General features: G+C 67.2%; 9 protein-coding genes. 5 read left to right on the top strand and 4 right to left on the bottom strand.

Going from position 1 to position 13494, the window contains the following annotated elements; all coding sequences use genetic code 11:
- Positions 1 to 65: 65 nt before the first annotated feature.
- Positions 66 to 1421: a sensor histidine kinase gene (locus tag KZ810_RS15665; protein ID WP_219770056.1), complete on the bottom strand. Its 1356-nt coding sequence runs from the start codon at positions 1419 to 1421 to the stop codon at positions 66 to 68.
- Positions 1408 to 2082: a response regulator transcription factor gene (locus tag KZ810_RS15670; RefSeq protein WP_219770057.1), complete on the bottom strand. Its 675-nt coding sequence runs from the start codon at positions 2080 to 2082 to the stop codon at positions 1408 to 1410. The genes KZ810_RS15665 and KZ810_RS15670 overlap by 14 nt, the downstream gene beginning before the upstream one ends.
- A gap of 126 nt (positions 2083 to 2208) precedes the next feature.
- On the opposite strand from KZ810_RS15670, the gene KZ810_RS15675 reads away from it, so the two are divergent.
- Both KZ810_RS15675 and KZ810_RS15680 read left to right on the top strand, forming a co-directional pair.
- Positions 2209 to 3471 (top strand): TolC family protein, encoded by a 1263-nt coding sequence (locus tag KZ810_RS15675; RefSeq protein ID WP_219770058.1) that lies wholly within the window; start codon positions 2209 to 2211, stop codon positions 3469 to 3471.
- The gene (locus KZ810_RS15680) at positions 3468 to 6656 is read left to right on the top strand and encodes an efflux RND transporter permease subunit (protein ID WP_219770059.1); all 3189 of its coding nucleotides are present in this window, start codon (positions 3468 to 3470) and stop codon (positions 6654 to 6656) included. Before KZ810_RS15675 ends, KZ810_RS15680 begins: the two co-directional genes overlap by 4 nt.
- Positions 6657 to 6677: 21 nt before the next feature.
- Here the strand turns inward: KZ810_RS15680 and KZ810_RS15685 are convergent, their stop codons facing one another.
- Positions 6678 to 7586, bottom strand: a complete 909-nt coding sequence (locus KZ810_RS15685; protein ID WP_219770060.1) for a LysR family transcriptional regulator — start codon at positions 7584 to 7586, stop codon at positions 6678 to 6680.
- A 156-nt stretch (positions 7587 to 7742) separates the two neighbouring features.
- On the opposite strand from KZ810_RS15685, the gene KZ810_RS15690 reads away from it, so the two are divergent.
- The 3 genes from KZ810_RS15690 (at position 7743) to KZ810_RS15700 (ending at position 12393) form a co-directional block, all read left to right on the top strand.
- Complete coding sequence (locus tag KZ810_RS15690; RefSeq protein ID WP_219770061.1) at positions 7743 to 8915, top strand: MFS transporter; 1173 nt, start codon at positions 7743 to 7745, stop codon at positions 8913 to 8915.
- Between the two features lie 204 nt (positions 8916 to 9119).
- Positions 9120 to 10718, top strand: coding sequence for a TonB-dependent receptor plug domain-containing protein (locus KZ810_RS15695; protein ID WP_219770062.1), 1599 nt, complete (start codon positions 9120 to 9122; stop codon positions 10716 to 10718).
- A complete protein-coding gene (locus KZ810_RS15700; protein ID WP_373369174.1) occupies positions 10600 to 12393 on the top strand; it encodes a TonB-dependent receptor domain-containing protein in 1794 nt (597 codons plus the stop codon). The genes KZ810_RS15695 and KZ810_RS15700 overlap by 119 nt, the downstream gene beginning before the upstream one ends.
- 679 nt (positions 12394 to 13072) lie before the next feature.
- Here the strand turns inward: KZ810_RS15700 and KZ810_RS15705 are convergent.
- The gene (locus tag KZ810_RS15705; RefSeq protein ID WP_219770064.1) at positions 13073 to 13435 is read right to left on the bottom strand and encodes a hypothetical protein; all 363 of its coding nucleotides are present in this window, start codon (positions 13433 to 13435) and stop codon (positions 13073 to 13075) included.
- Positions 13436 to 13494 lie beyond the last annotated feature (59 nt).

Here is a 13494-nt window from a genome sequence, read left to right on the forward strand (position 1 = left end):
GTGTGACGGCAAACTGATCGAGGAAACGAACGCGCGGTCATCCGCCCGGTTGTCTAAATTCGCGTTCAGCTTTGCCGCAGTGGCGCGACCAGCGACACCGCGCTGCCCGTGTCGGCGAAGCGCAGCGCGAAGCGGTGCATGTCGGCGATCGCCTTGACTAGGCTCAAGCCCAGTCCTGCGCCGTGGCAGTCGCGACGACCGCGGTAGAAACGCTGCGTGACGAGGTCGCGTTCGGCGGCGGGAATGCCCGCGCCCTCGTCGGCGACGGTAACGACGACCCCCTCGTCGGACTGGCGCGTCGTCAGCGTGACGCGGCCACTCGCGGGGCCGAACTTGATCGCATTGTCGATCAGATTGGCGATCGCCTCGATCAACAGGCTGGCATCGCCGTCGACGGGGCCGACGGGCTCGATCGCGCAGTCGAGCAAGACTCCGCGGTCCTCCGCGGTCGGGCGGTACAGATCGCACGCGTCGGCCGCCACCTGCGCGAGATCGACCGCGGCGAAGCGGCTGCGACGCTCATGGTCGCCCAGTTCGCGGATGCGCAGCAAGGCCGCGACGATGCCGAGCAACTGATCGATCTCGACCAGCGCGGCATCCGCCACCGCCTGAAAGCCGGCGGAATCGCTCGCCTCGCGCATGCCGCGCTCGATCCGCGCGCGCAGCCGGGTCAGGGGCGTGCGCAATTGGTGCGCGATATCGTCGCCGACCCCGCGGACGTCCGCGACGAGCGACTGCAACCGGTCGAGCATCGCGTTGATGTGCGCGGCGAGCAGATCGAAACTGTCGGGGCGGCTCGAGACCGGCAACCGCTCGTCGAGTGCGCCCGCGACGACCCGTTCGGTCACCTGGCGGACGGTATCAACCTGTCGCGCCGCGCGGCGTCCCGCGATCAACCCGAACCCGATCGCGAGTGCGAACCCGGGCAGCAGGCCGATCAGCAGCGCGTGTTCGGCGGTGCGCAGCGCCTCCTCCGCATCGTCGAGGTCGAACCCCGTCAGCAATTGCTGCCCGCCCGGCAGCATGCACAACGTGACCCGCGCCTCGTCGCGCTGCTTGCCCGGCAGCTCGGTCGGGGTGAGCGTCGCAGTGAAAAACCGCGCACGATCGGCGGGCAATGCGGGGCGTCCCGCAACGTTGCCCTCGATCAGCCGGCCCGACGCGTCGAACAGGGCGAGGAACCGCTCGCGGTGGATGTCGCGCGTCAGCATCTCGCGCAGTTCCTCGGTACGCTCTGCGATCGGCGTCTGGGCGAAGAAGCGGCAGTCGCCGGCCATCGATTGTTCGAGGTCGCGCGTGTGGCTGGCGTTCAGCAGCGCCCAGAAGATCGCCGCCGCCACCAGCGATTGCACGATCAGCAACGCCGCGATCGCGCCGCCCCAACGCAGCGTCGCGCGGGTGAGCGGATCAGACGGGAACATCGAAGACATAACCTTGCCCGCGCACGTTGCGGATCATCGGGGTGTCGCCGTCGCCGTCGACCTTGCGGCGGAGGCGACCGATGTGAACGTCGACGACGTTGCTGTTCGGCTCGAACGTATAGCCCCATACGTCGCGCAGCAACAGCGAACGGGTGACGATCTGCCCGGGTCGGCGGGCGAGATATTCGAGCAGCTTGAGCTCGCGCGGCAGCAGATCGAGCGCGCGGCCCGCGCGCGTCGCCGACCCTGCGAGCAGGTCGAGGTCGAGCGGCCCGACGATCAGCCGCGTCTCGCGCGTGTCGTTGGGACGCCGCAGCAACGCCTCGACGCGCGCGACGAGTTCGACCAGCGCGAACGGCTTGGGCAGATAATCGTCACCGCCGGCGCGCAGCCCACGCACGCGGTCGTCGAGGCTGCCGAGCGCGCTCAGCACCAGCGCGGGGGTCCGGCTGCCGGTTGCGCGCAGCCGCGCGATGAGGTCGAGCCCCTCGCCATCGGGAAGCTGGCGATCGACGATCAGCAGGTCGGCGGCGTCGCCGCGAGCCGCTAGCGCGTCTGCGATCATCGTGAAGTGCGTGACCGCGTGGCCGTTGCGACGCAACTCATGCGCGATCTCGTCGGCGGTACCCCGGTCATCCTCGATCAGCCGTATGTGCGCCACGTCGTCTCGCTTTTCCCGGCAATCAATGCATCAATCAAGCCGTGGTTCAGAGTGTGAATTGGGATTTAGTCGTGCGACGTGAGACGCGCGGTTAAGGCCCGAAGACGGTCGCGTGGAACGAGCATGATGACGAAGACGAGTTGGCTGTTCGCAACCGTGGCGCTTCTGTGCGCGGTGCCCGCCTCGGCGCAGACGACGCAGGCCGTATCGCTCGACCGGCTCGAGCAGGAAGTGATCGCCAACAACCCCGAGCGGCAGTTCTACCAGAAGCAGATCGAGACCGCGGGGATCGAACGCGACGCCGCGGGCCGCTGGGCCGATCCGGAGGCGGTGGTCGAGTTCGGCGAGCGTCGCGCGAGCGACCGGGTAACCGGCGCGCCGATCGGTGACGGGCTGACCTACGCCGTGTCGGTGGTGCAGCCGATCGAGTTCGGCGGCCGTATCGCGCTGCGCCGCGCGATCGCGGAGCATCAGATCGCGCTCGCACGCATCGGGCTCAGGCAGTTCGACGCGACGCTGGCGGCGCGCGCGCGTTCGCTCGGCTACGGCCTGTTCGCCGCCGACGAAAAGGCTGACGCGGCGCGGACGGTCGCGACGCGGATGCGCCAGCTCGCGCGCGTCATCGTGTCGCGCGATCCCGCCGGGCCCGCGCCGCAACTGGAAGCTGCCGCGCTCCAGGCCGCCGCGATCAGCGCGGAGCGTACCGCGGCGACGAGCGACGCCGACGCTAATTCGATCCTCTACGAGCTGAACCAGCTGCGCGGGACGCCGTTCGCCGCGCGGATCCGCATCATCCGCCCCGACATGACGCTGCCCGATCTGCCGTCGGGTACGACGCTCGCAGCGAACGCCGCGGCGAACAATTTCGAGCTTCAGTCGCTGCGCGCGCAGTTCGAGCAGCAGGGGCTGCGCGTCGACCTCGCACGGCGCAATCGCATTCCCGTCGTCAGTGTCGGGCCTTATTACGACCACGCGCGATCCGACATCCGCGAAACCAATTACGGCGTGCGGCTGTCGACCACGCTGCCGCTGTGGAACCGGCAGGCGGGCGAGGTCGCGGCCGAGCAGGGGCGGCAGGCGCAGGCGAATGCGACTCTCGTCGCCGCCGAACGCCGCATCCAGCGCGACGTGTTCGACCAGGCGGCGCAATATGAGGCGAAGCGCCGCGCGCTCGGCCAATGGGACGGCGAAAGCGCCCGCCGCTTCGCCAGCGCGGCGGTCGATGCCGATCGAAACTACCGGCTCGGCGCGATCCCACTCACGACCTACACGCAGATGCAGCAGGCCTATGTCGATGCGACGGTCGCGATCCTCGACACGCGGCGCGAGGCGATCGAGGCGCTGCTGCAATTGCGCGCGCTGAACGGGGGCAACGCGCTTACCCGATGATCGCGCGGCTGCTCGATCTCGTCACGCGCCACCGGCTGGTCGTGGCGCTGGTGACCGCGCTGGTCGCCGCGGTCGGCATCTGGTCGTTCGCCACGCTCAAGATCGACGCGATCCCCGACATCACCGGGGTGCAGGTGCAGATCAACACCGCGGTGCCCGCGCTCGCGCCCGAGGAGATCGAGCGGCTGGTGACGCTGCCGGTCGAGCGCGCGATGGCGGGGCAGCCCGGGCTCGACGAGACGCGCTCGCTGACCAAGACGGGCCTCAGCCAGGTCACGCTCCTCTACAAGGACGGCACCGATCAGTTGCGCGCGCGCCAGCTCGTGACCGAGCGGCTGAGCGCGGTGCGCGATCAATTGCCGAGCGGGGCGACCCCGCAGCTCGCGCCGATCACGACCGGGCTGGGCGAGATCTTCTATTACACGCTCGAATGGCGCCGCGCGCCCGCCGGGCTCGATGCGCAGCGACAATTGATGGAGTTGTACGAGGCGCAGGAATATACCGTTCGCCCGATGCTGCGCGCGGTGACGGGGGTCGCCGACGTCAATTCCAACGGCGGGCTGGAGCAGCAATTCGTCGTCGAGCCCGATCCCGTCCGGCTGACGATGCACGGCGTCACCGCGCGCGAACTGGCGCAGGCGGTGGCGAAGAACGTCGAGAATGCGGGCGGCGGCATCATTGCGCAGGGGCCGCGCCGGTTGACGGTGCGCACCGACGCGCGCGTCATGGACGCGACGCAGATCGGGTCGATCCCGGTCAAGTTCGCCGCCGGCGTCCTGCCGCTTCAGGTCCGCGATCTCGCCGACGTCGCGATCGGATCGGCGCCGCGGCAGGGTGCGGCGACGCAGAACGGACGCGAGACGGTGCTGGGCACGGTCATGATGCTCGTCGGGCAGAACAGCCGCGAGGTTGCGCTGCGCGCCGAGCAGGCGCTGCCCGACATCCAGGCGGCGCTGCCCAAGGGCATGGTGATCCACCAGCAGTACAGCCGCTCCGACCTGGTCGATCGCACGATCTCGACCGTCGAGCATAATCTGGGCGAGGGCGCGCTGCTTGTCGCGCTCGTGCTGCTGTTCGTGATGGGGAATTGGCGCGCCGCATTGATCGTCGCGATCGTCATCCCACTCGCGTTCCTCGTCACCGTCAGCGGGATGAACGCGATCGGCGTATCGGGCAATCTGATGAGTCTGGGTGCGCTCGACTTCGGGTTGATCGTCGACGGGTCGATCGTGGTGGTCGAGAACAGCCTGCGCCTGCTCGCCGAACGCCGCGCGGCGAAGGGCGAACCGCTCGATGCCGAGGAACGGCGGCGGACGATCGCGGAGGCCGCGCGGATGGTCGCGCGCCCGACGCTGTTCGGGATTGCGATCATCGCGCTCGTCTACGTCCCCGTGCTCAGTTTGGGTGGGGTCGAGGGCAAGCTGTTCCAGCCGATGGCGCGGGCGGTGATGCTCGCCATCGGCGCGGGGCTGGTGTGGACCTTCACCATCGTCCCCGCGCTCGCAGCCTGGCTGCTGCGCGCGCCCGACCGCGCCGACGACGGCGCCGACGCCGACGCCGACAGGGGCGTGATCGGCGCGGCACAGCGCGGCTATGCTCCGGTGCTGGAACGCGCAATCGCGCACCCCGTCTGGCTGACGCTGGCGGCCGCGATCCTGCTAGCGGTGACCTTCCTCGTCTTTCGTACGCTCGGCTCGCAATTCACGCCGCAGCTGGATGAAGGCGCGATCACCGCGATGGTCTATCGTCCGGTCGGCATGTCGCTGGAGAGGAGCCTCGCGATCGAGGAAGCGACCGAGCGCGAGATCCGCCGCCAGTTGCCGCAGGTCACGCATACCTTCTCGCGCATCGGCACCAGCGAGGTCGCGACCGATCCGATGCCGCCGAACGAGAACGACCTCTACATCTTCTACGCCCCCGAGAAGGACTGGCCGCACGGCGATGGGCAACCGCGCACCAAACAGGCGCTGGTCGACGCGATCGGCAGGATTGGTCGCCGTGTCTACGCCCAGCAGACATTCGAGTTCGCGCAGCCGATCGAGATGCGCTTCAACGAGATGCTGGAGGGCGTCCGCGCCGATGTGTCGGTCAAGATCTTCGGCGAGGATTACGACGTGCTCGAACGCGCCGCCAAGCAGGCGAAGGCAATCCTGGAGAAGCAGGCGGGTACGGAGAGCGTCGAATTCGAGACTGCGGGCCGCCCCGAAAGTCTGGTCGTCGAGCTCGATCACGCCGCGATGCTGCGGCTGGGGCTGGGCACCGCGGAGGTCAACGCCGCGATCAGCGACGGCGTCGCGGGCGCCGAAGTCGGCTTTATTCCCGAGGGCGAGGCGCGTCACATGATCGTGATCCGCATGCCCGAGGCGCTGCGGGCCGACCCGGCCGCGATCCTCGCGCTCCCCTTGCGCGTCGGTGAATATGGCATGGTGCCCCTGTCACGCGTTGCGCGGCTCCACCGCATCAACGCGGTCGAGCCGATCCTGCACGACGGTGGCAAGCGGCGTGCCGCGTTAATGGTCAATCTGTCGACCAGCGACCTCGCGGGCTACGTCGAGCAGGCGAGCGCCGCGGTGACGAAGGGCGTCAAACTGCCGTCCGGCTATCGCATCGAGTTCGGCGGGCAGTTCCACCAGCTGGAGGCGGCGCAGAAGCGGCTGTCGATCGTCGTGCCCGCCGCGCTGCTGCTGATCTTCCTGCTCGTCTACGCAGCGCTCGGCAGCGTCAAGGAGGCCGCGATCGTCTATACCGGCATCCCCTTCGCGGTGACGGGCGGGGTGCTCGCGCTGTGGCTGCGCGGGATGCCGTTCTCGATCACCGCGGCGATCGGGTTCATCGCGCTGTCGGGGATCGCGATGCTCAACGGACTGGTGCTGATCGACCATATCAACGCGCTGCGCGAGGGACGCGACGGCGGCAAACCCTTGTCGACCGACGACGCAGTCCGCCGCGGCGCGCGCGACCGTCTGCGCCCGGTTTTGTCGACCGCGCTCGTCGCCTCGATCGGCTTCGTGCCGATGGCGATCGCGACCGGCGCGGGTGCGGAGGTGCAGCGCCCGCTCGCCACCGTCGTGATCGGCGGCATCGTCACCTCGACGATGCTGACGCTGCTGCTGCTGCCGAGCCTTTACCACTGGTTGATCGGGGATGATCGCTCGCTCGCGACTGACGCGGCGCCTGCCGCCTGACCGCGACCGAGCGCGGGCGGATCAGCGCAGGTTCGCCGCGAGGTAATCGACAAACACGCGGACGCGCGCCGGCGTGTTCACGCCCCCGACGAAGACGGCGTGGATCAGTTCGACGTCGCCGGGATTGTACGGCTCGAGGATCGGGACCAGCCGCCCCGCCGCGATCTCGTCCGACACGCTGAATGCGCCGACGCGTGCGATCCCGACACCCTCGGCGGCGAGCTGGCCCAGGGTTTCGCCGTTATTCGCTTCGATGTTTCCCCGCACCGACAGCGTGAAGTCGCGACCGTCACGGCGGAACGGCCACACCGGTTCGGCGCGGCGGAAGTTGAAGTTCAGGCAATTGTGGCGGTGCAGATCCTCGGGCGTCGCGGGCATCCCGTTGCGCGCGAGATAGTCGGGCGCGGCGACGATCACGCGTCGCGTCTCGCCCAGTTTGCGTGCGGTCAGCGTGCTGTCGGGCAGTGGCCCGAACCGCACCGCGACGTCCGCCTGACCCGCGGCGATGTCCACCAGCGTGTCGGTCAGCGCGATGTCGACAAGGATGTCGGGATAAAGCGCGCTGAACGAGCCCAGCAGCGGAACGACGCGCAGACGACCATGCGACAGCGCCGCGGTGACGCGCAACCGGCCGCGCGGGCTTCCCTGATCGGCAATCTGCTGTTCGGCATCGTCGAGATCGGCGAGGATGCGCCGCGCCGCCTGGAGGTAGCTTGTCCCTTCCGCGGTCAGTGACAGCGCGCGGGTGGAACGCAGCAGCAGGCGCACGCCCAGACGCGCCTCGATCCGGTCGATCGCCCGCGCCACCGCGGACGGGCTCATGTCGACGATGCGGCCGGCGCCCGAGAAACTGCCTTGCTCCACCACCGCGACGAACAGGTTGAGCGCCCGCGCGCGGTCGATCCCGCCATCCAGCTTTGCGTTCGACACAAAGATCCTCCGCTTTGGTCCGCGGTACCGGGGCTAGAGCCGACGGTCCATCTATGCGTCAATAATAGATCAAGGATCGATGATGGTTTGCCAATTATTGGGACATTCAGTCGGGCTCTGCCTCCCACGCAGCCGCGCTTCGTTGAGGAGGGGGTGATGAAACTCAATTCCGGCCTGCTCGCGCTCGCCGTCGGTGCCTTCGGCATCGGGGTGACCGAATTCGCACCGATGGGACTGCTGCCCGTCATTGCGGGCGATCTGCACGTCTCCATCCCGACCGCGGGGCTGCTGATCAGTGCCTATGCATTGGGGGTGGTGATCGGCGCGCCGCTGATGACGTTGACCACGGGGCGCGTGCCGCGGCGCGCGCTGCTGATCGGGCTCGCGGGCATCTTCACCGCGGGAAATCTGCTGGCGGCGATATCGGACAGCTACGGGATGTTGCTCGCCGCGCGGCTGCTCACCGCGCTCAACCACGGCGCCTTCTTCGGTGTCGGGTCGATCGTCGCCGCGGGCCTCGTCGCGCCGGAGCGGCGCGCGAGCGCGGTTGCGGCGATGTTCATGGGGCTGACGATCGCGAACGTGGTCGGCGTGCCGCTCGCGACCTGGGCCGGCGAGCATCTCGGCTGGCGCGCGTCCTTCTGGGGCATCGCCACCCTGGGGCTCGCAACGATGGCCGCGCTGCGGCTGACGCTGCCGCCGCTTCCCGCACCGCAAGGGGGCAGCGCGATCGCGGAACTGCGCGTGCTGACGAAGCGCACCGTGCTGGGCGCGCTTGCGCTGACCGTGGTCGGTTCGAGCGCGATGTTCACCGTTTTCACCTATATCGCGCCGATCCTGCGCGAGGAAACGCACGCCTCGCTGGGCTTCATCACCGCGATGCTCGTCACCTACGGATTGGGGCTGACGGTGGGCAACTGGCTGGGTGGCCGCTTCGCCGACCGCGCGGTCGACCGGACGCTGATCGTGACGCTCGCCGCGCTGACGATACTGCTCGTCGCCTTCGCTGCCGCGATGCCGTTTGCGGGGCCGAGCGTGGTGGTGATCTTCCTGTGGGGCGTCGCGAGTTTCGCGCTGGTGCCGCCGCTTCAGGTACGGGTGATGACCGCCGCGGCGGATGCACCCAATCTCGCCTCGGCGGTCAACATCGGAGCCTTCAACCTCGGCAATGCGCTGGGTGCCGCGCTCGGCGGCGGGGTGATCGCAGCGGGGCTGGGTTATCCGGCGGTGGCGCTCGCGGGCGCGACGACCTCGGCGATCGGACTGGTGGCGCTACTGATGACGCGGCGGCCGGCGCGGGTCGCCAACCCGATACCGTGTTTCGAATGACACGGTAACGCGCAGCGATGCATCGCGACGTCGTGAACGTCGCGATGCATCATTCTCTTTTGGCGCAAACAGTCATCGAACGGTGACAATTTCGCAACAATCGTAAACATAAATTTGTAATGCTGTTTGACATGTTGCGTTCGCGGCATGCCGGAGCGCAGCATCCCGTCTGAAGCATGGTCCGCCTTTGAGGGGGGGGGTCAGATGACGAGATTGTCCGTTCGTGCCGGTCGGGTTTCGCTGGGTGCCATCGCGCTCGCGACGCTTGCTCATCCGATCCAGGGGTTCGCACAAACCGCCGACCCGCAATCGCAAACGACCAACTGCCCGACCGGAACACTGCTCGACGCGACGGGGACGTGCCAACCAAGTGCCGACGCACCGGCCACGACCCCGGGCACCGATCAACCCGGCACGGCGGCCGGGTCGACGCCGACCGACGGCGACATCGTCGTTACGGGCTCGCGCATCGCACGCCGCGGAACCGAAACGACGTCGCCGATCCAGGTGATCGATTCAAAGCAGCTCGACACGCGCGGCTTCTCGACCGTCGCGCAAGCGTTGAACGAGCTGCCGGCGTTCGGCGTGCCGGGGGCGTCGCCGGTCGGGGCCGGGCAGTCGAGCTTCGGCGCGGGCCAGAGCTACGTCGACTTTCTCGGTCTGGGATCGCAGCGGACGCTGACGCTGGTCAACGGTCGCCGTTTCGTGTCGTCCAACACACCGTCGATCTTCGGCCCGACCGGGTCGGGCGGCAGCCAGGTCGATCTCAACACCATCCCGACGAAGCTGATCGACCGCGTCGAGACCGTCGCCGCGATCGGCGCGCCGATCTACGGCTCCGACGCGATCGCGGGCACGATCAACATCATCCTCAAGAAGGATTATCAGGGTCTCGACCTCGACGCCCAATATGGCATCTCCGAGCGTGGCGACGCGCCCGACTACCGTTTCCGCGCGCTCGCGGGACAAAATTTCGCCGATGGTCGCGGCAACATCACGATCGCGGGCGAATATAACGAGGCCAAGGGCCTGCTCTACACCGACCGCACGTTGACGACGAGCGACGACCGCTTCGCGCGCAGCCGCGCGACCACGGGCGCGAACCAGGCGCTGTACCGCGACTTCCGCGTCCCCTCGATCGCGACCACGGGTATCCCGCTCGTTGGCGGCGGCGCCTTCGGCCTCGATTTGCCGCTCAGCCCGCAGCAGGCGAACCTGTTCCTCGGCGATCCGACCGCGAGCTTCGGCGTCGCGGGGGCGGGCAACACGCAGCTGCGCTTCGCCCCCGACGGGTCGCTGGAGGCGATCAACTTCGGATCGACGGTCGGACGCGACACCGCGTTCAACGTCTTCACGAGCGGGGGCAACGGTTTGTCGCTGCCGAGCGTCCAGAACCTGCTGACCGACCTCAAGCGCTACAACGGCAACCTCAACGCGACGTTTCAGGTGACGGACAAGGTGCGGTTGTTCGGCGAGGGTTGGTACAGCGTCAGCCAGGGGCGCAATCTGGCGGCACAGCCGGTGTATAATACCGGGTTGTTCGGTGCGGCGGGGACGCGCGACGGCAATCTGATCATCCCGCTGTCAAACCCGTTCTTGAGCGCGGCGGCTCGTACCGCGATCCAGCAATCGATCGCGAACAACCCCTTCTCGGACCAGAACCAGGGCGTCGATTACGCGGGCAATCCGCTGGTGGGGGGGGCAGAACTATTTCTACCTCGGGCGCGCGAACACCGATCTGTCGCCCGGCGTCTCGACCGCGAAAACCGAACTGGCGCGGGGCGTGATCGGACTGGACGGTAATTTCACCGTCCTGCCCGGGCGCGAGTGGCGGTTCGAGGCGAGCTTCAATTACGGCCGGTCAAAAACGACGAGCCGCAACCCCGAAGTCAACCAGATCAATTTTCTGAACGCGCTGAACGCGACGCGCGACGCGAGCGGCAACATCGTCTGCGCACCGGGCTACACCAATTCGCCCGCGGCAACGATCTCGAGCACGTGCGCGCCGCTCAACCTGTTCGGTCAGCAGATCTCGAGCGCGGCGCGCGATTACGTCACCACGATCGCGACGCCGTCGTCGGTCAACGAGCAATATGACGGCATCGTCTCGATCTCGGGCCCGTTGTTCAAGCTGCCCGGCGGCGATGTCGCCTTTGCGCTCGGCTACGAACACCGCCAGGAAAGCTCGCGCTTCAATCCCGGGACCTTCTATTTCGGGTCGCCCGATCCTGATCCGACCCGCGATTCGAACGGGGACGGCGATCCGACCAACGATCGCGGCAGCTACGGCCGCTCGACCCCGATCGATCCCGTGTCGGGCAAGTTCAACACCGACGAAATCTTCGGCGAGTTGAACGCCAGCATCATCTCGGCGGAGAACGACGTTCCCTTCATCCACGAACTCAGCATCCAGACCGCGGGTCGATACGTCTGGAACTCGCTCGCGGGTGGTGATCCGACCTATACGCTGGGTGGTCGTTACGCCCCAATCCGTGATCTCACCTTCCGCGGCGCCTACACGCGTGCGATCCGCGCGCCGGCGATCACCGAGGCGTTCAATCCCACCTCGACCTCGTTCGTCTTCGCGGTCGACGTGTGCGATCAGGACCAGCGCGGCAACGGTCCGGCGCCCGCGACGCGCGCCGCGAACTGCACCGCGGCGGGGCTGCCCGCGAACTTCACCGCGCTGTCGAGCCAGCGGTCGTTCCCGGGCTACGTGTTCGGCAATCCCAACCTGCGAAACGAGAAGTCCGACAGCTACACCGTCGGCGCGATCCTGACGCCGCGCTTCCTGCCGGGCCTGAGCGCGACCGTCGATTACGTCGACATCACGCTAAAGGACGCGATCAGCCAGTTCTCGACCGATCAAGTGGTCGCGGCATGCTATGATTCGACCAGCTACCCGACCAACCCGTTCTGCTCGCTGATCACGCGTGACGGCACTGGGCAGCTCAGCCTCGTCGGCACCAGCTACTTCAACTCCGCGCAACTGCGGTACAAGGGCATCCTCGCCGACATCGCCTATCGGTTCCGCACCCCGTGGCTGGGCGCCGAAAGCGGCATGTCGGCGAGCGTGAGCTACCAGTATCTCGACACGTTGACGACGCAGGTCACCGCAGGGGACGAGCCGACGATCACCGACAATTCGATCGGTTATTCGCGGCACAAGGGCGTGGCGACCGTCACCTACGACAATCCGTCGTTCAGCTACCAGATACAGGCGGCATATGTCGGCAGCGCCAACATCGCCAACAACATCCCCGCCAATTATTACCCGTTCAACCGCGTCAACCCGGTCGTGTTCGTCAACACCGCCGCGACGCTGCGCGTGGCGCAGCAGTTCAACCTGCGGCTCTCGGTCGACAACCTCTTCGACCAGGCGCCGCCCTATCCCTATCCGGCGTCGGGCGGGACAACGACCTATTTCCGCGGGATCCTGGGGAGGTACTTCCGGGTCGGCGCCGCCGTGCATTTCTGATCGTGGCGACATCGGGCCATGGGGATCGTCCTGGCCGGATAACTGGCCGGGCGGCGTCGACAACTTTGAGGCAGGATCTGGCGGTGAGGTAGACCATGCCGAGAAAGCTCTTAACCAACTGGTCGTGGCGGGTGGTGACGATGTCGCCGATCTTGAGGTGACCGGACAAAGGCTCGATGCGATTGCGTTGCTTGAAGAGAGTGCAGCCGTATCCATTCTCTTTTCGGCGACTTGAGCGGACACGGATGATGGGTTCAATGTGCCGCTCCGTCAGATGCAAGGCGAGCGGTTGCCCGGAAACATTGGCCGGCCAGCGTAACTTACTGACGAACCGACCCCGCGAGCGGCCAACGTCGCGCTGATGAACCCCTTTTTTCTACCGCTGCCAAGACGTGGGCACGGACGGTGATTACACTAGCCGATGTCCGCCATGAACTTGGCCAGCGTCATTGCCACGATCTGCCAGACCTTGAATTCGCTCCGTCGTCGAACCGGCGATCGATGATTTTCAGTTCCCGTAGTTTGGCGGGCACGTCAAGCCACGGAGCACCGCATCGTAGTCGCCAACGTATGCTGTCGATGATCAACCGGCTCTGGTTTGCGCTTTTTGTAATGGAACCGCGCCAAGCGCCTCGCGTCCCGCGAGGATCGCGCATAGCCGTTGTCCACGCCGCCTAGGCTATGCGGTGCAGAACGCGCTTCCGATGGCAAGCAGCAGACCTGCCGCGGCGAGCGCGAGAACCACGAACCGCCGGGCGCCAGGCCTCTTGGGGTTCGACAGCACAATCATTCCCGGCTCCTGCTGCTCGATGGCGCGTAGGGCGGAGGCGTAGCTCTCCTCTTGTGCATGCAGACGATGCGCCACGAGTGCCGTCCCGAGCAGGACCGGCCCTGCCAGCAGACCCGCCGCGGCCAACCAGAGCGGTCGATTGATGGCGACGGCCGTCAACACGCCCGTGACGAGCGCGAGGTTGAGGCCGATCACTTGAAAGTAGAGGCGTCCGAAATGCAATCGATGGTCGGCCAACGCCTGATACTGCACTAAAGTCGCGTCGCTTGTCTGCACGGATTTGCCTCGGCCTCTTCACGTTCCCTTGACCG

This window comes from Sphingomonas citricola (assembly GCF_019429535.1).
Taxonomy (GTDB): Bacteria; Pseudomonadota; Alphaproteobacteria; order Sphingomonadales; family Sphingomonadaceae; genus Sphingomonas; species Sphingomonas citricola.

Bases quoted from the DNA above. Each gene is read 5' to 3' on its own strand.
- KZ810_RS15665 (WP_219770056.1), bottom strand. From the start codon at position 1,421: ATGTTCCCGTCTGATCCGCTCACCCGCGCGACGCTGCGTTGGGGCGGC.
- KZ810_RS15675 (WP_219770058.1), top strand. From the start codon at position 2,209: ATGACGAAGACGAGTTGGCTGTTCGCAACCGTGGCGCTTCTGTGCGCG.
- KZ810_RS15680 (WP_219770059.1), top strand. From the start codon at position 3,468: ATGATCGCGCGGCTGCTCGATCTCGTCACGCGCCACCGGCTGGTCGTG.
- KZ810_RS15690 (WP_219770061.1), top strand. From the start codon at position 7,743: ATGAAACTCAATTCCGGCCTGCTCGCGCTCGCCGTCGGTGCCTTCGGC.
- KZ810_RS15695 (WP_219770062.1), top strand. From the start codon at position 9,120: ATGACGAGATTGTCCGTTCGTGCCGGTCGGGTTTCGCTGGGTGCCATC.